At 62.6% G+C, this 25160-nt stretch carries 18 protein-coding genes; 11 read left to right on the forward strand and 7 right to left on the reverse strand.

Annotated elements, in window-relative coordinates:
* Positions 1 to 158 precede the first annotated feature (158 nt).
* Complete coding sequence (locus CYA_RS01415; protein ID WP_148203170.1) at positions 159 to 2060, forward strand: NHL repeat-containing protein; 1902 nt, start codon at positions 159 to 161, stop codon at positions 2058 to 2060.
* Here the strand turns inward: CYA_RS01415 and CYA_RS01420 are convergent.
* The 3 genes from CYA_RS01420 to CYA_RS01430 all read right to left on the reverse strand — a co-directional run bounded on the left by CYA_RS01420 (position 2057) and on the right by CYA_RS01430 (position 4196).
* Positions 2057 to 3523 (reverse strand): DASH family cryptochrome, encoded by a 1467-nt coding sequence (locus tag CYA_RS01420; protein WP_011429214.1) that lies wholly within the window; start codon positions 3521 to 3523, stop codon positions 2057 to 2059. The genes CYA_RS01415 and CYA_RS01420 overlap by 4 nt on opposite strands.
* Position 3524: 1 nt before the next feature.
* Positions 3525 to 3857: an HU family DNA-binding protein gene (locus tag CYA_RS01425; RefSeq protein WP_228375401.1), complete on the reverse strand. Its 333-nt coding sequence runs from the start codon at positions 3855 to 3857 to the stop codon at positions 3525 to 3527.
* A gap of 111 nt (positions 3858 to 3968) precedes the next feature.
* Positions 3969 to 4196: a cytochrome b6f subunit PetP gene (locus CYA_RS01430; protein ID WP_041438789.1), complete on the reverse strand. Its 228-nt coding sequence runs from the start codon at positions 4194 to 4196 to the stop codon at positions 3969 to 3971.
* Positions 4197 to 4344: 148 nt separating this feature from the next.
* Between CYA_RS01430 and CYA_RS01435 the strand changes: the two genes are divergently transcribed.
* Positions 4345 to 4788 carry an ATP-binding protein gene (locus CYA_RS01435; protein ID WP_011429217.1) on the forward strand — a complete coding sequence of 148 codons (444 nt, stop codon included), beginning with the start codon at positions 4345 to 4347 and terminating at the stop codon, positions 4786 to 4788.
* 10 nt (positions 4789 to 4798) lie between these two features.
* Here CYA_RS01435 and CYA_RS01440 read toward each other — a convergent pair whose 3' ends face one another.
* On the reverse strand, positions 4799 to 6586 hold the full coding sequence (locus tag CYA_RS01440) for a DUF3352 domain-containing protein (protein ID WP_228375402.1): 1788 nt from the start codon (positions 6584 to 6586) through the stop codon (positions 4799 to 4801).
* A 96-nt stretch (positions 6587 to 6682) separates the two neighbouring features.
* Here CYA_RS01440 and pheT point away from each other — a divergent pair, with 96 nt between their 5' ends.
* The 3 genes from pheT (at position 6683) to CYA_RS01455 (ending at position 12314) form a co-directional block, all read left to right on the forward strand.
* Positions 6683 to 9160 (forward strand): phenylalanine--tRNA ligase subunit beta, encoded by a 2478-nt coding sequence (gene pheT / locus CYA_RS01445; protein ID WP_011429219.1) that lies wholly within the window; start codon positions 6683 to 6685, stop codon positions 9158 to 9160.
* Between the two features lie 203 nt (positions 9161 to 9363).
* On the forward strand, positions 9364 to 10266 hold the full coding sequence (argB, locus tag CYA_RS01450) for an acetylglutamate kinase (RefSeq protein ID WP_011429220.1): 903 nt from the start codon (positions 9364 to 9366) through the stop codon (positions 10264 to 10266).
* 209 nt (positions 10267 to 10475) lie between these two features.
* The gene (locus tag CYA_RS01455; RefSeq protein WP_011429221.1) at positions 10476 to 12314 is read left to right on the forward strand and encodes an ABC transporter ATP-binding protein; all 1839 of its coding nucleotides are present in this window, start codon (positions 10476 to 10478) and stop codon (positions 12312 to 12314) included.
* Here the strand turns inward: CYA_RS01455 and CYA_RS01460 are convergent.
* Positions 12311 to 12517, reverse strand: a complete 207-nt coding sequence (locus CYA_RS01460) for a hypothetical protein (RefSeq protein WP_041438058.1) — start codon at positions 12515 to 12517, stop codon at positions 12311 to 12313. The two genes, CYA_RS01455 and CYA_RS01460, sit on opposite strands and share 4 nt — an antisense overlap.
* Positions 12518 to 12693: 176 nt before the next feature.
* On the opposite strand from CYA_RS01460, the gene CYA_RS01465 reads away from it, so the two are divergent.
* The 3 genes from CYA_RS01465 (at position 12694) to CYA_RS01475 (ending at position 15249) form a co-directional block, all read left to right on the forward strand.
* On the forward strand, positions 12694 to 13065 hold the full coding sequence (locus tag CYA_RS01465) for a hypothetical protein (RefSeq protein WP_011429222.1): 372 nt from the start codon (positions 12694 to 12696) through the stop codon (positions 13063 to 13065).
* A 190-nt stretch (positions 13066 to 13255) separates the two neighbouring features.
* Positions 13256 to 14767 (forward strand): stress-responsive protein Ycf46, encoded by a 1512-nt coding sequence (locus tag CYA_RS01470; RefSeq protein ID WP_011429223.1) that lies wholly within the window; start codon positions 13256 to 13258, stop codon positions 14765 to 14767.
* Between the two features lie 131 nt (positions 14768 to 14898).
* The gene (locus CYA_RS01475) at positions 14899 to 15249 is read left to right on the forward strand and encodes a DUF1257 domain-containing protein (protein ID WP_011429224.1); all 351 of its coding nucleotides are present in this window, start codon (positions 14899 to 14901) and stop codon (positions 15247 to 15249) included.
* Between the two features lie 118 nt (positions 15250 to 15367).
* Here the strand turns inward: CYA_RS01475 and pgk are convergent, their stop codons facing one another.
* Positions 15368 to 16606 (reverse strand): phosphoglycerate kinase, encoded by a 1239-nt coding sequence (gene pgk / locus CYA_RS01480; protein WP_011429225.1) that lies wholly within the window; start codon positions 16604 to 16606, stop codon positions 15368 to 15370.
* A gap of 177 nt (positions 16607 to 16783) precedes the next feature.
* Between pgk and pds the strand changes: the two genes are divergently transcribed.
* The 3 genes from pds to CYA_RS01495 all read left to right on the forward strand — a co-directional run bounded on the left by pds (position 16784) and on the right by CYA_RS01495 (position 20053).
* On the forward strand, positions 16784 to 18202 hold the full coding sequence (gene pds / locus CYA_RS01485) for a 15-cis-phytoene desaturase (protein ID WP_011429226.1): 1419 nt from the start codon (positions 16784 to 16786) through the stop codon (positions 18200 to 18202).
* Between the two features lie 124 nt (positions 18203 to 18326).
* Positions 18327 to 19214 carry a phytoene synthase gene (locus CYA_RS01490; protein ID WP_041438059.1) on the forward strand — a complete coding sequence of 296 codons (888 nt, stop codon included), beginning with the start codon at positions 18327 to 18329 and terminating at the stop codon, positions 19212 to 19214.
* Between the two features lie 23 nt (positions 19215 to 19237).
* Positions 19238 to 20053: an ABC transporter permease gene (locus tag CYA_RS01495; RefSeq protein WP_011429228.1), complete on the forward strand. Its 816-nt coding sequence runs from the start codon at positions 19238 to 19240 to the stop codon at positions 20051 to 20053.
* On the opposite strand, the gene CYA_RS01500 is transcribed toward CYA_RS01495, so the two are convergent.
* On the reverse strand, positions 20050 to 25107 hold the full coding sequence (locus CYA_RS01500) for a DEAD/DEAH box helicase (RefSeq protein ID WP_011429229.1): 5058 nt from the start codon (positions 25105 to 25107) through the stop codon (positions 20050 to 20052). The genes CYA_RS01495 and CYA_RS01500 overlap by 4 nt on opposite strands.
* Between the last annotated feature and the right edge of the window lie 53 nt (positions 25108 to 25160).

The raw sequence follows: 25160 nt of genomic DNA on the forward strand, positions 1-25160 counted from the left end.
TGGCTGAGGGGTTTCCCTATGCCGAGCAGGCGGTGGGGCGCGGCTGTCCGCAGAAAAAGTAGCGGGGCAATTTCTGCCGGCTTTTACGTGAGTTGCTATCGACATGGAGGTTTGGGTTCCCGCCGCTTCCCAGTTTGTGGGAGAGGATGAGCTGCATCATGCCACGACGGGCTTCCCCTGCACCGCTATCTTTGCCGGCGCTGAGTGCTCTGGTGCTGGCCCTCTCGGCCTGCGGCGAGCTCTCTTCCTCTAATTTGTCTCCCAGCGTCGTTTCCCCTTCTGCCCTGCAGCCGGTTTCCACCCCAACTCCCCTCGCCCCCGCCGCTCTCACACTCGAACAGGCCCGCCAATCGGGTTTGGCGGTGCCCAACAACCGCATCGTCCTGCTCCTCCAGGAACAAGGATCCGATCTGGTGGCCCAGCTCCCTGCCTCCGAGGTGGATCGCTGGCTGGCTCGTACCCCCACCTGGCCGGGGGTGGAGGGGATCGATCTCAGCATTACCCTGGGCAGCTATCGCCAGACCGCCAACGCGCCCCTGCGCCTAGGGCAGCCGGCCACCTTCACTTTTACCAACCCACCTGCCGGGGAAGCGGAGCTCAGCGCCATTGCCTACCGGGGATCCACCACCTTGGCACAAGGAAAGGGATCCCTGACCCTTTCTGCCCGTTCTGGGGGCTCTGGCGGTGCCAATCGCCGCCTTTCTATGTTGGTGCTCTCCGGGGTAGAGGTGCCGCTGCTGCACACGGGATCGGGGGTGCCGGCGCCCGGCCAGCCGTTGCTGCTGTCGGGGGAAAATCTGGAGCGGGCAGAAACGGTTCTCTTCGCTTCAGCCGCCAATCCCGAGCGCAGCTGGAGAGGGGAGATCCGCTCCCGCAGCAACGACCGCCTAACGGTGATGCCGCCGGCCTCCCTTGCCGGCACTGTTTGGGTGGCCGTTGCCGATGCTGCAGGGCAGGGGTTGGGAACCCTGGTTTACGAGTGGCCGGCCCCTACCCCCTCACCCACCCCTACTGCGGCAGCAGCCTCAGCCTGGCGGGTGGAGACCTTGCTGCATGGCCGCACCTCCTCGGCAGTTAACCCCGGGAACAGCGCCTCCGATAGCGGCGGCGAGTCCAGACTCTCCCTCGGACAGATCGGCGGCATTGCCGTCGACCCGGAAGGATTCTTTTACTTAGCTGACCCGGCCCAGCACCGGATTTTTCGGCTTTCTCCCGAAGGGGAACTGGAGGTGTGGGCGGGCAGTGGCAAGGCCGGCCATCGAGACGGAGCAGCGGATCAGGCGCAGTTCGACTCTCCCCAGGGGCTGCTCTGGGATCCCAAGGGAGGATTGTGGGTGGCCGACAGCGGCAACCACTGCCTACGCCACATCAGCCGCCAGCGACAGGTCACCACCTTTGCCGGCACTTGTGTAGCCGGCTACCGCGACGGGGAGCGCGACGAGGCGCAGTTTCGCGAGCCCTTTGGCCTGGCCTTGGGTCTAGACGGCAGCCTTTACGTGGCCGATCGCGCCAATCGTCGCATCCGCCGCATCACTCCCACGGGCAAAGTGACGACGGCCGCTGGCACCGGCCAGCCGGGATCCGCCGATGGGCCGGCAGACCAAGCTCAGCTCTTGCAACCCACGGCCCTAGCGGTGGACAGGGAAGGGAATCTCTGGATTGCAGACCGGCATCGCCTGCGCCGGCTCTCTGCCGACGGGCAACTGACCACCCTCTCGCGGGCGGAAGCAGGCTACCGCGATGGCCCCTTGGCGGAAGCCCGTTTTCAAACTCTTGCAGGGCTGGCCTTCGACAGTGCGGGGATCCTCTGGCTAGCCGACCGAGACAACCATCGCTTGCGGCGCCTGCAGCCCAATGGACAGGTTTCCACCTTGGCCGGACAGGATGAGCCAGGCTGGCAGGATGGCCCTGCTTCTGTGGCTCGGTTTGAACAGCCCGGCGATTTGCTCGTTTTGCCAGATGGCAGCGTGGTGGTGGTGGATGCAGGTTTGCCTGGCCTGCGCCGTCTTAGCCGCCTCCTCCCCCCGCCCGCTACTCCCGTTTCCAGGGGATCCCCCTAGCCGCGGCGGTAGCGGGCCAGGGCCGCTTCGTAAGCCCGCCGACTGGCCTGCAGGGACTTTCCCAAATCCACCACGGGGCGGGGATAGTCTACCCCCAGCCGCACGCCAAACTGCTTTTGCTCAGCGGCGCTGAGGCGGTAGGGCTCGTGGATCTTGTCCCCCGGGATCCCGGCCAGCTCCGGCAGCCAGTGGCGCAGGTAGTGGCCCTGGGGATCGTAGTCGCGGGATTGCTTGGGAATGTGGAAGTAGCGAAAGCCGCGGGCATCGTTGCCCACGCCGGCGGTGTAGTTCCAGTTGCCGTAGTTGCTGGCCACGTCGTAGTCAATCAGCAGCGATTCAAACCATTCCGCCCCCAGACGCCAGTCGATCCCCAGGTTTTTGGTGAGGAAGCTGGCCACATTCTGCCGCCCGCGGTTGGACATGAAGCCGGTGGCGGCCAACTCCCGCATGTTGGCGTCCACCAGGGGGTAGCCGGTCTCGCCGCGGCACCAAGCCTGGAAGCGATCCCCGTCCTGCTGCCAGGGGATGGGGATCCCCTGGATCCCTGCGGGGCAAAACAGCTTGGCGCCATGCTTGGCCAGGATGAAGCGAAAGTAATCCCGCCACAGCAGCTCGAAGACCAGCCAGTAGGTGGATTCGTTGCGCACCCGCTCCTCCTCGTAGCGCTTGACTTCGGCATACACCGTGCGAGGAGAAAGGCAACCCAACGCCAACCAGGCAGAAAGACGCGAGCTGTCGTTGGGATCCAGCATGCCGTTGCGGGTTTCTTTGTAGACGCGCAGCCGGTCCAGATCCCAGATATAGGTCTGCAGGCGGGCCTGGGCGGCGGTGCTGCCGCCGGCATAGACAAAGCGGGCGCGGGGATCCGGCGGCGGCAAGCTCAACCCCAGCTCCGCCAGAGTGGGCAGAGGGCCAGGGTCCAGCCCTGGCGGCAGGGGCGGCAGGGAGGGGATGGGCAGGGGAGCGCGAATGGCGGCCTTGGCTTCCACCTGCTGGCGGAAGCGGGTGAACACCTCCGGCAGGTCTGCCAGGGCAAAGGGGAGGTCAGCAGGATGGTAGAGAGTGTGGCCCCACTCCAGGTGCAGCGGGATCCCTAAGGGCTGAAGCGCTTGCTGCAGGGCCCTGGCAACCGCCTCCTCCTCCGTGCCCACCTCTTCGTGGGCATAGACAGCCTTCACCCCCCACTCCCGCGCCAGGGCCGGGATCACCTGCTCCGGCTGGCCTTGGCGGATGACCAGATCAGAGCCGCGGGCCCGAAGCTGCTGCCGCAGGTCAGCCAGGCTTTCCAGCAGGAACTGGGCGCGGAAAGGACCGGTCTTAGGAAAGCCAAAGGCCGTCCGGCCAAAGTGGCGCGGATCCAGGCAGTAGAGGGGAATGAGGAAGGATCCCTGCTGGCAAGCCCGCGTCAGCGGCTGGTGATCCAGCAGGCGCAAATCGGTGCGAAACCAAAGCAGAACAGCCATTCTAGACGGATGGCGGCGCTTCCAGATCCCCTCGGCGTTCTCTCCTAGGGTGTCCCAGCTCCGGGCTGGGGACAAAATAGGGCACTTGGGCAGCCGGGATGTGGACAGGAGCCTTAGTGCGGGGGTGATAGGTTTGCCGGGCCGGACGGGGCCGCAGCAAGAAGGTGCCAAAGCGCGCCAGCCGCACGGATCCTCCTTCCGCCAGACATTGGCTGATGCTGTCTAGCATGGCCTCTAGGGCAGCGGCAGCCATTTTGACGGTCAGGCCATCCACTTGCGCAGCCATCTGGCGGGCCAACAAACGGCGATTTAGATGGGGAGAAGCCACAGCCACCTCCCAAAACGGCAAGATATTATAAGCTTCCCTAGCTCTACAACGGCGCCGAAGCTGGCTACCAAGCCGAAACACCAGCATGGGGAAGCCTGCTTGGCTGCCTCCAGCGCTTCAGCGAGCCTTCTCCTGCGTCGGGTTAGAATCGACCTCCTCCACCTCACTTTCGAAAAACCAGTGCCGCGAGCGGTCAGGAAACTCCAGGATATAGCCAATCCCGCTGCCATCGACCACCCGCCGCGCCAGGACCACGCCCTCCTTGCCCACCAGGGCGCTCACCTCTTCCTGCCCGCGATCGCGAATGGAGCGCACCCTAACTTTATCGCCAACTTTGATCACCATAGCAACAGGGGTAACCGCGAAGAGCTTCACCACTCAAGATGGTACGGCAAAAATGGCCACCCCTTTCCCGAAACTGGCCTGCGCCGGCCGACGCAGACGGCCATTGCTAAGATCGACAAGAGCGTTGTGCGCCGGGAAGACCGCCCCTGTGATTGCCCTGTCCCTAAAACCCGCCCATTGCTCCTGGAGCGTTATCAGCTTTCCCTCCACCCTCTACACGCAGCCGATTCTGGATCTGTTGGTTGCCAAAGTTCCTCCTCCCTGGAGGGCAGAGGTACGCCTGGGCCTGCAAGAAGCCCTCATCAACGCTGTCCGCCATGGCAATGGTCTGGATCCCAACAAGAGGGTGATCGTCGAATACGCCAGCTCCGAGCCGTTTTATCAGTGGCTGGTGCGGGATCAGGGATCCGGCTTTCGTCCCCAGGAGGAGCTAAACCGCTGCCGCTGCGGCATCCTGGAAACGGAAGAGTCAGGGCGGGGAATGCTCCTGCTCACCCAAATTTTCGACTTTGTGCAGTGGAACGAGACGGGCAACCAGCTCTACTTGGGCAAGTACATTCACCCCGGCTGCCGGGATCCCTGGATAGTTTGACGGGCTCCACTCAGTACCACTGCCAAAATAGCTTGCCCCTCTGGAGGAGCCAGTGCCCCCGATCCGGATAGGGAGCCTCGGACAGCGTCAGGGCAGTGGTGGCGAAGGCCAGGCGCGTGGACGACCAGCGGGATCCCTGCAGTTGGGGCAGCCAAGTTTCCGGTAGAACCCCCAGGGATCCGTACCCATAGCCCAGGTTGCGGTGGGGCAGGGGGGCCACCAGGCGGCGCCAGGCGCGGCTGGCGCTCAAGGGAGGATCCGCCAGGGCCGCTTCCAAAGCCGCCAAAGAAGAAGCCAGGTAGGAGTAGCCTTCCCGGTCGGTGTGGTACACCTGGGCCGAGAGAGGCGATGCTTCCGGGATGGCGGGCAGGGCTTGGGGAAGAGCCTCTGCCGCCTGCACCCGGGGAGAGCCTCCCCTGCCGCTGACCTGCAGCAGCCCACCGGCCAAGAGGGGGATGTCTTCTCGCGGCGTGGAGTGGCTTGGCTGGGGTTGCGGCTGGGCCGCCGGCTTGCTCCAGACAGTGGCGGTGCCATGCTTAGTTGCAATCGACACCACCTGCCAGCCCTGGGCGATTGCCCGCTCATCCAGCGTTGGCGCATCCGGCCTCTTGCCAACCCACAGCCAGGCCAGTTCCCCATCCGTGGGCAAAAAGGCAAGGGCAAACTCTCCCCTTTCCGGCAACAAGTGCTGCCAGTCCAGCTCCACCTGCAATTGCAACTGCTGCAGCCATTGGCCGGGATCCAGCCGCAGGCCGAAGAGGCTCAGGGGTTGCATCCGCCCCAAGCTCTGCCAAAGGTTGGCCCAGTTCTGTCCGGAAATTAGCGCTAGCGTCTCGTCGGGCAGATGCCGAATAACCTGCGGATGAAAAGCTTCTACCGTCGGCAAAGCGAACTCAGCAGGCGTATGCCAAAGGGCGGCAGTTTCGGCCACCAACCCCCGAAAGTTGACCCCTAGCCCCAGCCCCACTGCCTGCAACGCCAGAGCGTCGGGAGAGGGCGATTCCGGATTTTGCCAGAAAGCCCAACCCACATGCGCCTCCTGTAGCGGCTGGATCACCTGCCGAAACTGCGGCTTGCTCACCAACGACAACTGCGGCAACTGCCACGCATCGATGGCGGCGCGAATGGCAGCAGCCTGTTCTGCCAGCAGCACATAGCGCTCGCCGAAAAGGGCTGCCGTGAACCCCTGCAACTCCGGAAGCGGGCTGGACACCACCTGAATGCCCTTGTAGGTATCCACCTGCACTGGCAAGCCGGCCAAGCTCTGCCGCTCCCACAACAGGTTCAGCTCGAATTGGGCAAGCGCCGCGTCGCGAGTTTCCAAGGCAACCAAGGTGCCCCACTCCGGCAAGCTGGCCAAGAGGGTGCTTTTCCCCAGCCAGGGCTGCACCTCCCGCTCGAAATCCAGGGCTCCCCCGGCCAGCATGGCTCCCAACCAGCCCGGGCCTGCGCCGGAGAAAAACTTCCGCCACTGCTGACGAGTGGCGCGTCGCTGGGAAGCGGGGGTTGCCGCTTGCCAAAATGCCTGCAAATCCTCGAGAGGGGCGGCCAGCAGCAACAGCGCCTGGGTGGAACGGGGAGCTAGGCCCACAATCGGCGGCAGCGCCGGGCGAGATAGCAACAAAGCCAGAGGGCTTTGGGTGAGCAGCCAGGTGATAGCCCACACCACCAGGGCAGCCAGAAGGCCCAGACCGATCAGGATCCCGCGCAAGAGTTGCCGTTGTCCCATACCCACATCCACAGCCTGAAAGACGCGCCGTCTTGCCTCGATGCCAGTACCTCGGCACGGCGTAACCATCTTACCTGCGAGGGGAAGTTTGCGCGCCTTGCTTGCCTTTGGCCCGAACTCGGAGTGAGCGATAATGGGTGCGGCGTTTGCAGCGATGGCTCAGCGATGCGCATTTCCTTGAAGTGGCTGCGGGAATTGGTGGACTTTGAGCTTTCCCCGGAAGAATTGGCAGAAGCCCTCACTCTGGTGGGGTTTGAGGTGGAGGAGATTGAAGATCGCCGCAGTTGGGCAGAAGGGGTGGTGCTGGGCAGGATCCTAGCCGCCGAGCCCCATCCCAATGCTGACAAGCTGCGCGTTTGCCAGGTGGACTTGGGATCTGAGCAACCGGCCACCATCGTCTGCGGAGCGGCCAACGCCCGCGCCGGCTTGCTGGTTCCTGTGGCCACGCCGGGCACTCATCTGCCCGCTGTGAACCTGACCATTGCCAAAGCGGAGAAACGGGGAGTGCTCTCGGAAGGCATGATCTGCTCTTTGGCCGAGCTGGGGCTGGAGAGGGCTTCGGAAGGGATCCACGAATTTCCGCCTGATTTGGATCTCAAGGCCCACCCGCTGGGGTCTGACGCCCGCCCGCTGCTAGGCCTGGACGATGTGGTGTTGGATCTCACTTCCACCGCCAACCGCGCCGATGCTCTGAGCATGGTGGGGATCGCCCGCGAGGTGGCCGCCCTCACCCGCAACCCGCTGCGCCTGCCGCCGGTTCAGCCCCTACAGGCCAAGCCCATCCCCAACTTCAACCTGCGCATTGCCGACGCCAAGGCCTGCCCCGCCTACAGTGGCGTGTTGATCGAGGGAGTGAAGGTCGGCCCTTCTCCCGACTGGCTCAAGCATCGCCTGGCCGCCGCTGGCATGCGCTCCATCAACAATGTTGTCGATGTTACCAACTTGATCTTGCTGGAATGGGGCCAGCCCCTGCACGCCTTCGATTGGGATCGCCTGCTGCAGGTCATGGGCAAGAAGAAGCCCACTATTGAGGTGCGCTTTGCCCAGGCGGGAGAAACCCTGAAAACCCTGGACGGCCAAACCCGCACCTTGCACCCTGAAAGCCATCTCATCGTGGCCGGCGGCCAGCCGGTAGCCCTAGCAGGTGTGATGGGGGGAGAAGAGACAGAAGTGAGCTCGGCCACCACCAGCATTTTTTTGGAGGCCGCCCTCTTCGACCCGGTGGTGACGCGCCGCTCGGCCCGCTCGCAGGGACTGCGCACGGAAGCCTCGGCCCGCTATGAGCGGGGGGTTAATTTTGCCACCCTCGACCTGGCGCGGGATCGGGCGGTGCAGTTGATTTTGGAGCTGGCGGGAGGATCGGTGGTTGGCCTCACCACCTTTGACCAACGGCCACCGCTGGAGCGGACGCTGAAGCTGCGGCTGTCGCGCCTCATCGACGTGTTGGGGGAAGAGGTGCGGCCAGAGGATGTGGAGGAGATCTTGCCGGCCTTGGGCTTTCAGCTTTCCCGCTGTCAGGCAGTTGCCCCGGAGGCTCCCCCCCTCCCTGCTACGGAGACAGCGGGCGTGGCCGGCTGCGTTTGGCAGGTGTCTGTTCCCCCCTACCGCCTGCGGGATGTCGAACGGGAGATCGACTTGATTGAGGAATTTGCCCGTCTCTACGGCTACGACCGCTTCTCGGAAACCCTGCCCACGGAGCCGCAGGTGGGATCCCTCTCTGCACGGGAAACTTTGACCCGGCAAATTCGCGAGGTGATGCGGGGCATCGGCCTGACGGAGGTGTACCACATCTCCCTCTGTCCGGCAGAGGAGGACAGCTCCTTGGTCAAAATCGCCAATCCGCTTTCCCCCGAGTACTCCGCTGTGCGCAAGGCGCTGTTGCCGGGCTTGGTGGAGGCTTTTCGCTTCAACTGGGATCAGGGCAACGGCCCGCTGCAGGCTTTTGAGATTGGCCACGTCTTTGCCTATGCCCCTCCCTCCAGCCCTGAGCCCTATCAGGAGGCGGAGCACTTGGGCGGCATCCTGGGCGGGGACCTCAACCCCAATGACTGGCGGCACCACAGCCGGCCCATGGACTGGTTTGAGGCTAAGGGGCTCTTGGTCTCGGCGCTGGAGCGGCTGGGGTTTACTTCTGAGTTTCGCCCCGATCCCCCCGAGGCGCAATCGCCGCTGTTGCACCCCGGTCGCCAGGCCGGCATCTGGATCGAGGGATCCCGCATTGGCCTATTTGGGCAGTTGCACCCCCGCCTTTGCCAGGAGAAGGATTTGCCGGAGGAGGTCTATGGGTTTGAGGTGGATCTGGATCCCTTGTTGGCCAGCCTGGAGAAGCGGGGCCTAGTGCAATTTTCCCCCTTTTCGCCTTTTCCGGCCTCGGATCGGGATATCGCCTTCTTTGCGCCGCTGGAGCTGTCGGTGGCAGACATCGAGAAAGTAATCCGCCAGGCGGCAGGCCCTCTGCTGCAGTCGGTACAGCTTTTCGACGAGTACCGCGGCCAAGGGGTACCGCCGGGGCAGCGCAGCCTCGCCTTCCGACTGGTGTACCGCGCTCCGGATCGCACCCTCACCGATGCCGAGGTGGAAGCTGCGCAAAACCAGGTGAGGGCGCAGCTAGAAAAACACTTTCCCGTTACCCTGCGCAGCTAATGGCTTGCTGTTTTTGGCAGTGGCCGGCGAGCGCCTTGCTGTTTGGCAAAGAGAGGGGCTGCCGCTTGCAAAAAACCTAACCCGGAGCCCGACGTTTGTCTGCAGGCAATATTACGATCTTCTGGGTCAAGGTTTCGTGTTGTGAGGGACGTCCGGCAGTGCAGACCAACGCTTCTCTTCCCGCGGCGACCGGTTCGCAGGCTGTGGCCTGTGATCCCCTGACGCGGGCGCAGATCCTCATCGAGGCTCTGCCCTACATCCAGCAGTACCAGGGCCGTGTCATTGTCATCAAGTACGGGGGCGCCGCCATGGTGCACCAGGAGCGGCGGGCCGAGGTGCTGCGGGATATTGTTTTTCTGGCCTGTGTCGGCATTCGGCCGGTGCTGGTGCATGGCGGGGGGCCGGAAATCAACAGTTGGCTCCAGAAGCTGGACATCCCCTTCAAGTTTGTGGACGGCCTGCGGGTGACCGATGCGGCCACCATGGAGGTGGTGGAGATGGTGCTGGTGGGCAAAGTCAACAAACAGATCGTGCAGCTCATCAGCTTGGCTGGCGGATCGGCGGTGGGGCTGTGCGGGCGGGACGGCAATTTGATTCGAGCCCGCTCCCAGGGCCGGGCGGAAATCGGCTTTGTGGGGGAAGTCAGCAGCATCAACCCCCAGTTGGTGCAAACTCTGTTGGAGGGCGGCCAGATCCCGGTGATCTCCAGCGTGGCCGCCGACGAGACAGGCCAAGCCTACAACATCAACGCCGATACTGTGGCGGGAGAGCTGGCGGCCTCTCTGGGGGCAGAAAAGCTGATCCTTCTCACCGACACCCCTGGCATTCTCAGAGACCCTGAGGATCCCAGCTCCCTGATTACGCTCCTGGATATCGAGACGGCCCGCCAGCTTATCCAGACAGGGGTGGTCAGAGGGGGAATGATCCCCAAGGTGCAGTGTTGCATTCGCGCTCTAGCGCAGGGGGTGCGGGCTGCCCACATCCTGGACGGGGGATCCCCCCACTCTTTGTTGTTGGAGCTACTGACCGATGCCGGGGTGGGCACTAAGCTGATCCCCTCTCAGTTTTCTGCCCAGTTGCGGGAGCAGAGCAACGGCTTCCGCTAAGGCTTGTCTTCTAGGCCTCTTTGAAACCTGCCCCGGCAGGCCCTGAAACCGCCGGTTTTCCATCTGTCCCCCAGCAACAAGCGGCGCCCCCAACCCCCCTCTCCCAGAGGGAGAGGGGACGGGGGTGAGGGCCAAGCCTCATCAGGGAGAGAGCTTAGAGTAGATCAGGGCTCTCCATGAGTCGTCTTCATCTTTTTGGGTGTAAGTCCGTGAGCCTTGCCACCTCTTCCCCCGATGCCGATTTGAGTAGGGATCCCCGCAGCGACTGGCGGCTGCTGCGGCTGCTCTGGCCCTATGCCCGTCGGCACCTGAAGCTGTTGTTGGCGGCCTTGGCCTTTTTGCCGCCCCTGGCCCTAGCCGATGCGGTGCAGCCGTTGATCCTGCAGCGGGCCCTGGACGGCCCCATCGCCCAAGCGCTTGCCCAAGGCGACAGTGGGATCCTCGCCGGCCTCTGGCCCTACGCGGGCCTGTTGATCCTCACCCTGCTGGCCCGCTGGGTTTTTCAGGCCCTGGAAGGGTATAGCAGCCAGAAGCTGGGGCAGTTGATGACCCGCGACATCCGCAACGATCTCTTCGCCCACGTGCTGGCCCTGCCGGCCCAATTTTTCGATCGCACCCCGGTGGGCAAGTTGATCACCCGCATCACCAGCGATGTGGAGGCCTTGGGAGATGTGTTTTCCACCGGCGCGGTCGGCATCGTCAGCGACCTCTTTACCCTGCTGGTAATCGGGGTGGTGATGCTCAGCCAGCGCTGGGATCTGGGCCTGCTGCTGATCCTCATCGTCCTGCCAGCCAGCGCTGTAGTGGTCGAGCTGCAGCGCCGCTTTCGCGATGCCAACTTTCGCGTGCGGGAAGAGCTCTCTAAGCTCAACGCCTGGATCCAGGAAAACGTCTTGGGCATTGCCGTGGTGCAACTGTTTCGGCGGGAGCGGCTCAACAGCGAGATTTTTCAAACCATCAACCGCCGCTACATCCAAGAGGTGGATCAGACCATCCTCTACGACGCTGCCCTTTCCGCCGTTTTGGAGTGGGTTGCCTGGCTGGCGGTGGCCGCTCTCCTCTGGGTGGGCGGGCAGCAGGTGCTGGCAGCCGGCAGGGGGGAGTGGCTGGGATCCCTGCCCCGAGAACCTCTCACCTTCGGCAGCCTCTACGCCTTCATCCTCTTTTCCCAGCGCTTTTTCAACCCGCTGCGCCAGTTGGCGGAAAAGTTTACCGCCCTGCAGGCGGGGTTCACCGCCGTGGAACGCATCGACCACATCCTCCGCCTGCCCGTCGCCATCCGGGATCCCGTCAGCCCCCGCCACCTGCCCCCAACCGCCAAAGGAGAGGTGCAGTTCGAGCATGTTTGGTTTGCCTACAACCCCGGCGAGTGGGTGCTCAAAGACCTCAGCTTCACCATCCGCCCCGGCGAAAAGGTCGCCCTCGTGGGGCCCACCGGCGCTGGCAAAAGCTCCATCATTCGCCTACTTTGCCGCCTTTACGAAGTAACTCGCGGCTGCATCCGCATCGACGGCGTGGACATTCGCCACCTGCCTCAGGCCGAGCTGCACCGTCACCTGGGCGTGATCCTGCAAGATGGATTCTTGTTCTCTGGAGATATCCAGCAAAACATCACTCTAGGAGAGGAGGGCGAGCTGGCAGAAGTGGAGCGGGTGGCCCGTCAACTCCACCTGCACGAGCTCATCCGCGATCTGCCCCAGGGCTACGCCACCCCCGTGCGGGAGCGGGGCAGCAACCTCTCCAGCGGCCAAAAACAGCTCATCAGCTTTGTGCGGGCCCTGTGGCGGGATCCGAAAATCTTGGTCTTGGACGAGGCCACCGCCAGCCTAGATGTGGGCACCGAGGCCCTGATCCAATCCGCCCTGGAAACCCTGCTGCGGGATCGCACCGCCCTGATCATCGCCCACCGCCTCTCCACCATCCGCCACGTGGATCGCATCCTCGTGCTGCAGCGAGGGGAACTGAAAGAACAGGGATCCCACGCCGAGCTCATGGCCCTCAACGGGCTCTACGCCCACCTCTACCGGCTGCAAGATTTGGGCAGCTAGCGACCAGAACCAAAGCGAGACCGAAGCGCCCGCAGGGTGGTGAAGCTGGCATCCGCAAGCGCGATGCGGGCTTTGCAGAGGAGCAGATTGCCATTATCTAAAGCCGTGTCTTTCAGGCTGGCCAAACCGTCGCCGGCCTGCACCAGAAACCGACGGCTCCAGGTGGAGAAGTTTTTGCTGAAGGTGTTGATCAGGCGTTCCATGGGGACTGCTCGTTCCGCTTTGAGTCTCCTACTTAGCCTACTCCGCCGGCAAGCGATCTCCGCAAGCCTGAGCAATTCCCGAGAAAATTGTTACAGATTATTAAAAACTTGCTGTCAAGGCGGCAGACTAGCTATCATGAACCGCAAGTCCGGCATACAACGAGAAACAGTTAGCCATGAGTCAGCGGCCAGAGGTTCTGGAAGGCGCAGAGGCCAAGCAAAAGGTGACGTTGTATCTCCCACCCGAGTTGCACCGGAATCTGAAGATTCGGGCTGCCGTGGAGCGGGAGCCGATGTCGGCAGTAGCGGAGAAGGCCCTCACCTTCTACCTGCTTCACCCGGAGGTCATCGAAGGGGTGCAAGGCAGCGCCTACCGCGTCCACCGCTGCCCTGAGTGCGGCCATCCGTTTGTCATCCGCAATGGGGAGGTGGTTTCGCTTCACCAGCAGTCCGCTTCTGAAGCCATCCTCGAAGAGGTGGAGCCGGAATACTGGGGAGCGGCCTCGGCCTCCGAAGAGCAACGACAAGACGAGCTGGTGCCCTGCTAAGGCTTTTTGCGCTGTTTCAAAGGTATGCCTCTTTGTGAGCTTGAGCAGACAGGAGGCGTATAAAACAAGGGTTAGTAAAGAGCAAGTCAGGATATCTCAAGTACTTTGAAGACAGGCAAACTCCAGACGCCGTTTTCCTTCCTTTCTGTCGGTTTCGCTTAGATTTCCCTCCGCGCAGTTGGTGTTTCCCATGCAAGAGCTCAGCATTCTCATCCAAGCTCAATACCCACTGCTCTACCTGGTCACTCCAGAGGAAGAACGGGCGGAGGCAGCTCTGGCGGCGATCGCTCGCACCCTCAAGCCGCAGCGGCGCCTGTTTGTCTGGACGGTTACCCACGGCATTGTTGAATACGGCAACCCCCGCAGCCTCACCCAGCACAACACCCAATCCCCCCAGCCGGCTATTCAGTGGGTGATGGAGCAAAAAGATCCCGCCATCTGCGTCTTCAAAGATCTGCACGACTTTTTGGACAACACCGAAGTCAAACGCTGGCTGCGCGATGCCATCGCCAGCTTGAAGGGATCCCACAAAACCATCTTGCTGATGTCGCCGGTGCAGGTAATTCCCGTCGAGCTGGAAAAAGACATTTGCGTGGTGGACTTTCCCTTGCCGGACATGGCCACCCTGGAGCGCACCCTCAACCGGCAGTTGGAGCAGCTTCCCCGCGGCGGATCCCTGAGCCCTGAGGCGCGGGAAAAGCTGGTCAAGGCAGCCCTTGGCCTAACGCAAGACGAGGCGGAAAAAGTTTACCGCAAGGCGGTGGTGATGCACGGCCGCCTCAGCGAGGCAGAGGTGGATATCATCCTCTCTGAGAAAAAGCAGCTGATCCGGCGCAACGGCATCCTCGAATTCATCGAAGAAGACGAGACCATCGACGCCGTCGGCGGCCTAGAGGAGTTAAAGCGCTGGCTGCTGCAGCGCTCTGAGGCCTTTACCGAGCGGGCCCGCGCCTATGGCTTGCCTCAGCCCAAGGGACTCTTGATTCTGGGCGTACCTGGCTGTGGTAAGTCCTTGATCGCCAAGACCACCGCCCGCCTCTGGGGCCTGCCGCTGCTGCGCCTGGATATGGGCCGGGTCTACGATGGCTCTATGGTCGGCAAGTCGGAGGCCAACCTGCGCAGCGCCCTGCGCACTGCTGAATCGCTGGCGCCGGCCATCCTTTTTATCGACGAGCTGGACAAAGCCTTCGCCGGAGCGGCAGGTTCCAGCGACTCCGACGGCGGCACCTCCAGTCGTATCTTTGGCTCCTTTCTCACTTGGATGCAGGAGAAGCGCTCGCCGGTGTTTGTCATGGCCACGGCCAACCGCGTGGATCGCCTGCCGGGCGAATTCCTGCGCAAAGGCCGTTTTGACGAGATTTTCTTCGTGGATCTGCCCAACATTAACGAGCGCATGGAGATTTTCCGGATCCACCTGAAGAAGCGGCGGCGCGACATCAGCCGCTTTGATCTGCGCCAGCTAGCCGCCGCCTGCGAGGGCTTCTCCGGCGCGGAGATCGAACAAGTTTTGATTGCTGCCATGTACGAAGCGTTTGCCCAGAACCGCGAATTTACCCAACTGGACATTTTGGCAGCAACGAAAGCAACTCAACCGCTATCTCGCACCATGACGGAGCAAGTGGTAGCGTTGAGGGAATGGGCCCAGCAGCGGGCTCGGCCTGCAGCAGCCTCTGTAGCCGAGTACCAGCGGCTGGAGTTCTAGCAGGGGGGTGAAAGGCCAGAATCGCCTTGGCAGAGGCAGAGACGGCTAAAGCTTAACCTTCCCCGCTAGGCGTTGCCCATTGTTTGTGTTGATGTTCCAACCCCTACACATACACAAAGGAGAGAAACACCATGTCTCATTTTAGCACCTTGCGCACCAAGATCACCGATGGCCAGATCCTGGTTAACTCCCTGCGCGATCTCGGCTACACCGTTAAGCTGAACGCCGATGTGCGTGGCTACAACGGCCAGCGTGTTCGTGCCGACATCGTGGCCCAGTTGGAGGGCGACTACGATCTGGGCTGGTCCAAGAACCCCGACGGTTCCTACGACCTGATCGCCGATCTGTGGGGCGTGGCCAAGAAGCACAACCAAACCGAGTTGATCAACTCCATCAACCAGAAGTACGCCGTCAACAAGACCTTGGCCGAGGTGAAGCGCCCTGGCTTGAACAACGCCAACGTTAAAGTGGTGATGCACTAAGCCGGATCCCGTCTCGCCATTGCTGCGGCCATCTGCGCCGAGCAGATTAAAAGAGGGGCTGAACTCAGCCCCTACTTTTTTGCTTTTTGCTGCTTTTGGGTTAATGAGCCGAGCTACCCTACGCTTCGCTAAGGGCGGCGATGCCGGGCAGCTCTTTGCCTTCCAGCAGCTCCAGGCTGGCGCCGCCGCCGGTGGAAATGTGGGTCATTTTGTCGGCTAGGCCCACTTTTTCCACAGCCGCCACCGAGTCGCCGCCGCCGATAATAGTGATGGCACCGGCCTGGGTGAGGTCGGCCAGGGTGCGGGCAATGGCTTCTGTGCCAGCGGCAAAGCGGTCGAACTCAAACACACCCATCGGCCCGTTCCAGACTACGGTTTTGCACCCTTGCAGGGCGGCCTGGAAGGCTTTGACCGATTCGGGGCCGATGTCCAGGCCCATCCAGTCTTCCGGAATGGCGTGGATGGAAACCGTCTGGGCGTTGGCGTCTTTGTCAAACCTATCGGCGACCACCACGTCCACCGGCAGCAGCAGCTCCACGCCCCGCGCTTTGGCCTTCTCCATCAGGGAGCGGGCCAGATCCAGCTTGTCGGTTTCCACCAAAGACTTGCCGGTTGGGATCCCTTGGGCTTGGTAGAAGGTGAAGATCATGCCGCCGCCCAGCAGAAGCTTGTCCACTTTTTCCAGCAGGCGCTCGATGACGCCAATCTTAGTAGAGACTTTGGAGCCGCCGATGATGGCCGCTAGCGGTCGCTGGGGGTTCTCGATGGCGCCTGATAAAAATTGCAGCTCCTTTTCCACCAGGTAGCCGGCCACAGCGGGCTGGAGGTAGGCGGTGACGCCGGCAGTGGAGGCGTGGGCGCGGTGGGCGCTGCCAAAGGCGTCGTTGACAAACAAGTCGGCCAGGGAGGCCAGCTTGCGGGCAAATTCTGGATCGTTGGCTTCCTCTTCGGGGTGGAAGCGGACGTTTTCCAGCAGGGCCACCTGGCCGTTTTCCAGAGAGCTGACCACGGCTTCGGCCTCAGGGCCAATGCAATCGGGGGCAAAGGCCACCGGCTGGCCCAGGAGCTGGGCAAGGCGGACGGCCACAGGGGCGAGGCTATTGCCCTCGCGGGCGATCTGGATGGCGCCGGTCGCCTTGTCTTTCTGGATGGGGCGGCCCAGGTGGCTGGTGAGGATGACCTTGGCGCCCGCCTGGGCCAAGGCTTGGATGGTGGGCAGGGAGGCGCGAATGCGGGTGTCGTCGGTGATGTTGCCCTGGGGATCCAGAGGGACGTTGAAGTCGGCCCGCACCAGCACACGCTTGCCCTTGAGATCAAAGCCGGATGACAGCAGGGATCCCAGTGTTTGTTTGGCCATCGTCGTCCCTCCCCCTGGAGCCAAGAGAATTTTTTTCTAGTTTTTCTCCCGTATCCTACCAGGGATCGGATCCCGGCGGGAAACCCGGGCTCTGGAAATCCTCTCCTCCCTGCCTGCGGCCTGAGCGATTGTAACGGTTTGCAAATAGAATGAAAGTGTTGCTTGATCGTCATCATCATGCGTGTTGCCATTGCTGGGGGAGGGCTGGCGGGGCTGGCCTGTGCCAAGTATCTCTGTGATGCCGGGCATCAGCCGCTGCTGTTTGAGCGGCGGGAGGTGCTGGGGGGGCTAGTGGCCGCCTGGAAAGATGCCGACGGGGACTGGATCGAGACGGGGCTGCACAACTTTTTCGGCGCCTACCCCAACACCCTGCAACTGTTCCGGGAGCTGGGCATCTCCGACCGCCTGCAGTGGAAGGAACACAGCTTGATCTTCAACCAGCCGGACAAGCCGGGCACCTACTCCCGCTTTGACCTGCCGGACATTCCCGCTCCCTTTAACGCCATTGTCGGCATCCTGCGCAACAACGACATGCTCACCTGGAGCGAAAAGGTGAAATTTGCCCTGGGGCTGGTGCCGGCCATGGTGCGCGGCCAGCGCTACGTGGAGCAGATGGATCGCTACAGCCTCTTAGAATGGCTGCGCCGGCAGGGCATCGATGAGCGGGTCAACACGGATATTTTCATTGCCGTCTCCAAGGCGTTGGCGTTCATCAACCCGGACGAGATCTCGGCCATGGTGCCCCTGACGGCTCTGAACCGCTTTTTGCGGCAAAAGGACGGCTCTAAGATTGCCTATCTGGATGGCGCCCCGCCGGAGCGGCTTTGCCAGCCGATGGTGGACTCCATCGTGGCCCGCGGCGGCCAGGTGCATTTGAATGCGGCATTGCAGGCCATCGACCTCAACCCCGATGGCAGCGTGGCTGGCTTCCGCTTCGCCACCCCTGCCGGGCCCTTGCAGGTCACTGCCGACGCCTACGTGTCGGCCCTTTCGGTGGATGCGCTCAAGGAGCTGCTGCCGGCTCGGTGGTGGGAAATGCCCTATTTCCAGCAACTGCGCGAGCTGGAAGGGGTGCCGGTGATCAGCCTGCAGATTTGGTTTGACCGCAAGCTCACCCACATCGACCACTCGCTCTTTTCCCGCTCGCCGCTCTTGAGCGTGTATGCCGACATGAGCAACACCTGCCGCGCCTATGCGGATCCAAAGCGCTCGATGCTGGAGCTGGTGCTGGCCCCGGCTGCCGAGTGGATCGAGCGCAGCGATGAGGAGATCTTTGCCGCCACGCTGGAGGAGCTGAAAAAACTCTTCCCCCAGCACCTCACCGGCCCCAACCCCGCGCGGGTGCGCAAATGGGTGGTGGTGAAAACGCCGCGCTCGGTCTACAAAGCCACGCCAGGTCGGCAGCAATACCGCCCCACCCAAGTCACCCCCATTCCCAACTTCTTCCTGGCCGGCAGCTACACCTTGCAGCCCTTTCTGGGCAGCATGGAGGGGGCTATCCTCTCCGGCAAGTGGGCGGCTGAGGCCATCAGCAAAGGGATCCCGTCTCAGCCAGCTTCTGCTTCGCCTGCGAGCTTGGCGACAGCAGGGGTTTAATGCCGCCGAAAGGCAATTTCCTGGAACTTGAGCGTCTGGGCTATCCAGCCTGTCCGCTTTCCCGTAGTGTTGAGATGTGCCCTCGCTGTCCCCATCTGGCCCCGCGCCCCTGGAGATAAGCCCGATGAGTCCGCTGGAGCAATCTTTTGCCCTCTGTCGCCAGATTACGGCCAAGCACGCCAAGACGTTCTATTTGGGATCCCTGCTCCTGCCCCGACCTAAGCGGCGGGCCATCTGGGCTATCTATGCTTGGCTGCGACAGACGGACGAGCTGCTGGACGGGCTGGAGGCCAGCCAGGCTGAGGTGGAGGTCACCCGCAGCAAGCTGGAGCAGTGGGGATCCCACCTGGAATCTTTGTTCCAGGGGGGGGAGCCGCAAGTTCCCACCGACCTGGCCCTCATCCACACCATCCGCACCTACCGCCTCTCGATTGAGCCCTTCCGCGAGATGCTGCGGGGGCAGAGCATGGATCTGGACATTCGGCGCTATGCCACTTGGGAAGAGCTGCGGGTCTACTGCTACCGGGTGGCCGGGGTAGTGGGCCTGATGTGCTCGGAGATCATGGGGTTTGTGCCGGGCCGGGATGGCCGCGAGGAGGCGGTGGCCTTGGGGATCGCCATGCAGCTCACCAACATCTTGCGCGATGTGGGGGAAGATGCCCGCCGCGGGCGGATCTACCTCCCTCTAGAGGATCTGCGCCGCTTCAACTACTCGGAACGGGATCTGTTTAACTACGTCATCGACGAGCGCTGGATGGCCCTGATGGACTACGAGATCCGGCGGGCTAGAGAGCTCTATGCCCAAGCGGAACGGGGGATCCCCACGCTGCAGCCGGACTCCCGCTGGCCGGTGGCGGCATCTCTGATGCTCTACCGGCAGATCCTCAACGCCATTGAGCGCAACCACTACCAGGTGTTTCGCACCCGCGCCTATGTGTCTACCCTGAGCAAGGCGCTGGCGCTGCCGGTGGCCTGGTGGCGGTCGTGGCGCTCCAACTACTACGGCTACTAGCTGCGCTGGCAAGAGGAAGATCTATGCTGAACCAGGCCTTGCACCGACCCTATCGGCAAATCTGGGAAGACAGTTTAACCATCTTCTGGCGCGACTGGCTGGATCTGCGCGGGCGGGTCTGGCAGGTGGTGGCTTCGGGGCTGGTGGCCCCCCTCATCTACATCGTCGCCTTTGGGGTCGGGCTGGGCGGATCCCTGCGGGCCGAGGCTTTGGCCGACGTGGCCGGAACCACCGCAGCCGGTTCTTACTTGCGCTTCATTTTGCCGGGGATGGTGGCTCTTTCGGCCATGACCATCAGCTTTGCCGGCACCACCTTCTCCATTTGCGGATCGCGGCTGTTTACCAAAAGCTTTGAGGAATTGCTGTTGCTGCCGGTACACCCGCTGGCGCTGCATTTGGGCAAGGTGCTGGCGGGCATTGTCCGCGGCTTGCTCACGGCTTTGGGGGTGTTGGCGGTGGGGGTGCTGGGCACCGGTGCTTGGGGCCTGCTCCATCCCCTGTCGCTGCTGGTGCTGCTTTTGGATTGCGCCGTCTTTGCCGGCATTGGGGTAATCGCCGGCTTGAAGGTGCCCAGCCTGGAGAGTGTGGGGGTGCTGACTAACTTTCTGATTACGCCCATGTCCTTTCTGGGGGCCACGTTTTTTGATCCCAGTCAGTTGCCAAGTTACCTGCAGGTCTTGGTCTATTGCCTGCCCCTTTCCTACGCCAGCATCGGCATGCGGGCAGCCGCCTACCAGCCCCTGGCGGAGTTCCCTTGGTACACCGTGGCGGTGCTGGCAGGGTTGGCGGCCATCCTGGCCCTGGTGGGAGCTTACCTGTTTTCCCACCAGCAGGATTAGTTGCCCTTGCCAAACACCTCTGGGTAGCGAGCCAGTTGCTCCCGCAGGTCTTGGTCGTAGCGCAGGGCAATTACTCGGTAGCCGTGCCCCAAAAGCTGAGAGCGCAGTTGGCGATCCTGGGCAGCCTGGGCGGGATCGTCGTGCACTGCGCCGTCGCAGAAGATGCAGATGTTGGGATCGTAGAAGAAGTCGGCCACGCAGCGGGGCTCGGCGAGGGCTTTCTGGGCCTCATCGGGAAGGCGATAGCCCCCTTCGGCCAGCAGCTCCAGGAAGCGGCGCTCCAATTCGGAGCGAGGGTCGAGGAGCTGGCGCAGCCACTCCAGTTGCTCTTGGCGGGAGCGGCCCAGGGGACGCAGCTCGGTGCGGCTATGGGCCAGCTCCCCCAGAAGATCTCGAATCTTGTATCGGTCGAGCTCCAGCGCCTCCCGTTGGTTGGCGTAGCTGAGCAGACACTCGTAGCAGGCTGCGCGGCACTCGGGCCGCAGGTCTTGGATCCCGGCTTCTGAGAGCTGGAAGTGGCAGATCTCTAGCGCCGCCTGGGCCACTTCGGCAAGGGCCTGGGGTTCCTCCACCAGCCGCCGCAGGACGCCGGCTCCCCCTTCTGCCGTCTCGTAGAACAGCAGGGCCCGATGGGATCCCTGGCCGATGGACTCGGCGGCCAGCTCCGTCTCTTCCAGCTCAAAAGTCTCTTCGATCCCCCGCTTGAGGGCGTAGCGCAGGCTGGTTGCCAAAGCTTGGGGATCCCCTAAACTTGGCTGAACCAGGCGCACCAGCAAGAGGTTTTGGGTGCTGCGCACCGCCAGGCGAATGGACTGCAAGGGAGCTGGATTGGACGAGCTTACGCCATTGCGCTCAAGCTGAGCTCGCGAGGGAACTTCGCCTGTGTCAAAGTTAACCAAAAAACCCCGCCCTCCACTTCCCCGCCAGCCGTGGTTGATGCGCAGCAGGGTGGCCGCCGGGGCATAGCGCAACTGCAGCAGGGGGGTTTGTCCGCTCAGCACATCAGCTTCTTGGATGCGGTAGCCAGAGCTTTCGGGAGCGAACTGGAAGAAGGTCTGCAGTTCATAGCCCTGCCGCCGCCGCTCCTCTTCGTCAGCCGTGATGCGATCCCGCCGCCGCATGCGCACATTAGGCATTTCCAGAAGCTGCGTTAAAAGGCTATTTTGCCCATCGAACTGGGTGCCGCAGACGGGGCAGCAATCCAGGTGGGGATCGGCAAAGGCCCCACAGCTAAAACAGAGCTTGTGGCTACTTTTGCGCTCCTCCAGGCCGCCGGGCGGAGCCTGAAAGGCCACCGATTCCCACTGGCAGCCCTCGTGGTAGAGGAAGTTGTGGGGGGCAAACTCGCGAATGGCCAAAAACCGGGGCCGGGCGATAAACTCCCCTTCGCTGCCGCGGGGCACCCAGGCGCGCACGGGCAAGGCAGGGAAGTTGTAGCCGGGCAGGAACCCTTCGCTGGCTAGGTAGCGGTAGGGGTAGAAGTCGCTTTCCTCCCGCTGGGTATCGATTTGCAACAGCAGGTTCCGCTGGCGCAGAGCCTCCTGCTGGCGGCGCCTGGCTTCCTGCTGGTCTTCCCGACGGCGAGCCGTCTGCAGTTGCTGGTTAGCGGCTTCCAACTGTTGCGTGGCGGCCCGATAGAGCTCCCGCCAGCGGTCAAAAGCGCGGTCAAAGGCGCGGGGGGCTTCTTCAATAACCTGCTGGATCCAGCGCCGGCTAAACCAGCCGCTGCGCTCTAGCACTTCCCGGTCAGCAGCCAAGAGCGCCTCCACCCGCTCCGCCACCTCTTGGCGGGCTGCCTCCCCTAGCTGAATGGAAGCAACCACCTCTTCCCGCAGGGGCAACTCTGGCCGATCCAAGTTGATGACCGTTTCGATGGAGTTGCCCAAGGGCAGGCGCACCTGGGCCAGCCAGACGGCGTGGATGTGGGCCCGCAGCAGCGACTCATTGGCCAAGTCCAGGCGGGGAGGTCGCACCCGTCCAGCCACCATTTCGGCCCGGCGGCGAAAGTAGTACTGGTCGTGGCTGTTGAAGGCGCCGCAGTAGCTGAGGATGAGCCCCGGCTGCCCCTGGCGACCGGCCCGACCGCTGCGCTGGGCGTAGTTGGCTGGCGTTGGGGGAACGTTGCGCAGGTGCACCAGATCCAGATCGGCAATGTCGACCCCCAGCTCTAGGGTGGGAGAGCAAATGAGGTAGGGAAGGCGGCGCTCCCCGGGCTCATTGCGGAAGCGTCTCTCTCGCCGCTCCCGCTCTCCTGGCCGAACCACTTGGGCAGTGTGCTCCCTAGCCTCCAGGGATCCCAGCCCTGCTGCCCCGGCCTGGTAGAGGCCCTGGAAAAAGAGATTAACGGGGCGGCGGGCAGAGGAGTAGCCGCTCTGCTCGGCCCGGCGGGAATACAGAGGATCTGGCGGCGGCGAGCCATCGCCCAGGCACCAGCGCAGACAGCCAGCGTTGAGCTGGTAGGCTTCCTGGCCATTCTCCGAGTGGCGCCGCAGCAGGTCGTAGCTAACTAGGAGAGAAAGCAGGGATCCCAGAAGCTCGTCGTAAGCTTCTCTGGTCAGCTCGAGATACTTGATGAGAAAGCGCCCAATAGCGCTGCGGTGGCCCAGGCTGAAAGTTGTTATGTCCTTTCCGTCGCAGCTTTGGCGGGCAAACCAGGTGGCCGTCCGCAGCTCGTCGTACTCTTCTAGGCCCCAAAACTCGTTGAGATGTTGCTCGGCCCGCCGGCGCAGCGTTCTCTGGGACTCGGCTTTGAGCAGGCGCACATCGATGGCCAATTTCCGCCGAAACTGATCCAATACGGCCCGCAGCAGGCCCTCTCGCTCGCCAACGGTTGCTTGGCCAAACCAGGGGTGAAGGGAAGCCAGGGCAGGGCTTTGGCAAAGCTCTTTGAGCCCGCGGTATTCGATTTTCAGCAGCCCCACCTGTTCCAGGTTGGGATGGGTGACCCGCCAGCCGCGCCGCAGATCTTCGTAGAGACGGTATTCTGTCAGGTCTGTAAAGGTCTGCCAAACGTCCTGAGCAAGGGAAGACTGGGGATCCAAATCGGGGTTTTGGGTAATGTCGGCAAGGCTCAAGCCTGAGGCCTGCACCACTGCCGGGGCTACCTCTGAGAAGTCCAGCTCTTTTTTCTCCTGCAGGGCAGCATAGAGCGAGGCCCGCAGAAGGGCCACATGCACAAAATCGTTGAAGTGGCCGGCCTGCAGGGAGGCGTCCTGGCGGTTGTCGGTAAAAGTCAGCAGCTTGCTGCAAGCGGCCTGGGTTTGCTCGGCATGGCGCAGCAGGGAGGTGGCAAGGATGGTGGTGGCGCTGGAGCGGCCTTCGCTGGAGAGGGAAGCCAGCTTGACAAACTCCCGCTCGCGGCCACGGTAGTACTCGCCGCAGGCCAGGCACAGGGAAAAGGGGTGGGGCTGCCACCACATCTTCTGCGCCTCCGCCTGGGGGTACTCGGAAAAGGAGCCATCCGGGCGCACCCAGACGGCTTGGGGGACGCGCTTTCCCCAGTTGGACCTGAGTCTGCCCTCAGGGGTGTACCAGTCTTCGGGGATCTGCTCCAGCGACCACTCGTTGTCAATGGGATCCAAGCTGAGGTAGCCGGCCTGCTGGTCTTCGCCTTCCTCAACCTCTTCCCCCAGAGGATAGGGCAGGAAGTGAGTCTTTGACCTGAGGACGTGGTAGTAGTCCTGGCCACAGTGGCGGCAGAACTTGACGGGGAAAAACAGCTTTCCTTCCCCTGCTTGCACTTGTCCTTCCAGGGAAAACTGCCGCTTGTCCCGACTTTCCAGGGTGGCATAGAGGGTGCGGCCCTGGGAGATAAACTGGTGCAACTTCAAGGCCGGGCCGCGGCTAGAGCCCTCCCGCAGGCTGCTGGCGTGGGCCAGAAACTGGCGTAGGGACTCGGTGCAGCTCTCAGGGGTAGTGCTGGTCAGCTCTGCCAGTTGGGCAGCAACTACGGAAAGCTTCCAGGGCAGGCGGCGCCTGAGGCTGCCGTCAGGACTCCGCTCCAGGCCCAGCTCATACTCTAGCCAGCGCATTAGGGGGTGGCGGCGCAGGGTGGCCAGGTCTGTTGGCCAGGGCGGATCGAGGGCGTTCTTTAGCTCTGCTGGGGTGGGGGGGCCGCCTTCGCTGAAGGGAGCCAGGGTTTCTTCAATAACATCCTCCAGCTCAAAGCAATGGCCGAAAAAACGGCTGGCAAAGGCGGCTACAGTCTGGCGGCGCTCCTGGGCGTCGGCTTCTGGTCGGGAGATCATGGTGGCGCTGGTGCCGATGTGAACCAAGTTCTTGGCGGCGCAGCGCTCCTTGAGGCGGCGCACCAGCATGGCCACATCCGCCCCTTGCCGACCCCGGTAGGTGTGCAGCTCGTCAAAGACCAGAAAGCGCAGCCCTCCCATCTCGGGATTCAAAAACCGCTGATCTTCAGGACGAACCAGGAGGAGTTCTGCCATCACATAGTTGGTGAGCAGAATTTGAGGTGGATCCCGCCGTAGCTGGTCTCGTTCGTTTTCCGAAGTTTCCCCGGTGTACTTGGCAAAGCGCAGCGGAAAAGGGCGATGGTAGTTGCGCTCGTACCGCTCGCACAGGGCTTGCAAAGACTGGTATTGAGAGTTCACCAAGGCATTCATGGGGTAGACCACAATGGCCACCACCTGATGACGGGATCCCCCCTGGCGAATCCAGTTGTCAATGATGGGCAAGAAGTAGCAAAGGCTTTTGCCAGAGCCGGTGCCGCTGGTAACGACAAAACTCTTGCCTGCTAGGGCCTTGGCAACAGCTTCCTCCTGGTGGCGGTAGAGGCGGAAGGGTCTGCCATCCTCAAAGCGGAAAATGCGGGCTGTTTCTTGGGCAATGCGCCCCGCCTCGGCCAGCTCGTCAACGGTTGGACCAGATACATAACTAGGGCTGAGCTGGAGGAGGGGTTCTGGCCAGAGGTGGATCCCTTCCTCTAGCGCTTGCTCTACAAACGCCTGGGCTTGGGGATCGGCAATGAGAAAAAAGGAGCGGACAAAATTGGCGTAGTCCTTTAGAACCCTCTCGTGCAGGTCAAAAATGGTGGCCATCGGGGCTCTCCAAAGCCATTTTGGCTAGGTTAAGCCTAGCAGGTGTTCTAGCG

This window comes from Synechococcus sp. JA-3-3Ab, from assembly GCF_000013205.1.
Lineage (GTDB): Bacteria > Cyanobacteriota > Cyanobacteriia > Thermostichales > Thermostichaceae > Thermostichus.

Excerpts from the sequence above, each read along its gene's own strand:
- CYA_RS01415 (WP_148203170.1), top strand. The coding sequence starts at position 159 with ATGCCACGACGGGCTTCCCCTGCACCGCTATCTTTGCCGGCGCTGAGT.
- CYA_RS01420 (WP_011429214.1), bottom strand. The coding sequence starts at position 3,523 with ATGGCTGTTCTGCTTTGGTTTCGCACCGATTTGCGCCTGCTGGATCAC.
- CYA_RS01430 (WP_041438789.1), bottom strand. The coding sequence starts at position 4,196 with ATGGTGATCAAAGTTGGCGATAAAGTTAGGGTGCGCTCCATTCGCGAT.
- CYA_RS01440 (WP_228375402.1), bottom strand. The coding sequence starts at position 6,586 with ATGGTTACGCCGTGCCGAGGTACTGGCATCGAGGCAAGACGGCGCGTC.
- pheT (WP_011429219.1), top strand. The coding sequence starts at position 6,683 with ATGCGCATTTCCTTGAAGTGGCTGCGGGAATTGGTGGACTTTGAGCTT.
- CYA_RS01460 (WP_041438058.1), bottom strand. The coding sequence starts at position 12,517 with ATGGAACGCCTGATCAACACCTTCAGCAAAAACTTCTCCACCTGGAGC.
- CYA_RS01465 (WP_011429222.1), top strand. The coding sequence starts at position 12,694 with ATGAGTCAGCGGCCAGAGGTTCTGGAAGGCGCAGAGGCCAAGCAAAAG.
- CYA_RS01470 (WP_011429223.1), top strand. The coding sequence starts at position 13,256 with ATGCAAGAGCTCAGCATTCTCATCCAAGCTCAATACCCACTGCTCTAC.
- CYA_RS01475 (WP_011429224.1), top strand. The coding sequence starts at position 14,899 with ATGTCTCATTTTAGCACCTTGCGCACCAAGATCACCGATGGCCAGATC.
- pgk (WP_011429225.1), bottom strand. The coding sequence starts at position 16,606 with ATGGCCAAACAAACACTGGGATCCCTGCTGTCATCCGGCTTTGATCTC.
- pds (WP_011429226.1), top strand. The coding sequence starts at position 16,784 with ATGCGTGTTGCCATTGCTGGGGGAGGGCTGGCGGGGCTGGCCTGTGCC.
- CYA_RS01490 (WP_041438059.1), top strand. The coding sequence starts at position 18,327 with ATGAGTCCGCTGGAGCAATCTTTTGCCCTCTGTCGCCAGATTACGGCC.
- CYA_RS01495 (WP_011429228.1), top strand. The coding sequence starts at position 19,238 with ATGCTGAACCAGGCCTTGCACCGACCCTATCGGCAAATCTGGGAAGAC.
- CYA_RS01500 (WP_011429229.1), bottom strand. The coding sequence starts at position 25,107 with ATGGCCACCATTTTTGACCTGCACGAGAGGGTTCTAAAGGACTACGCC.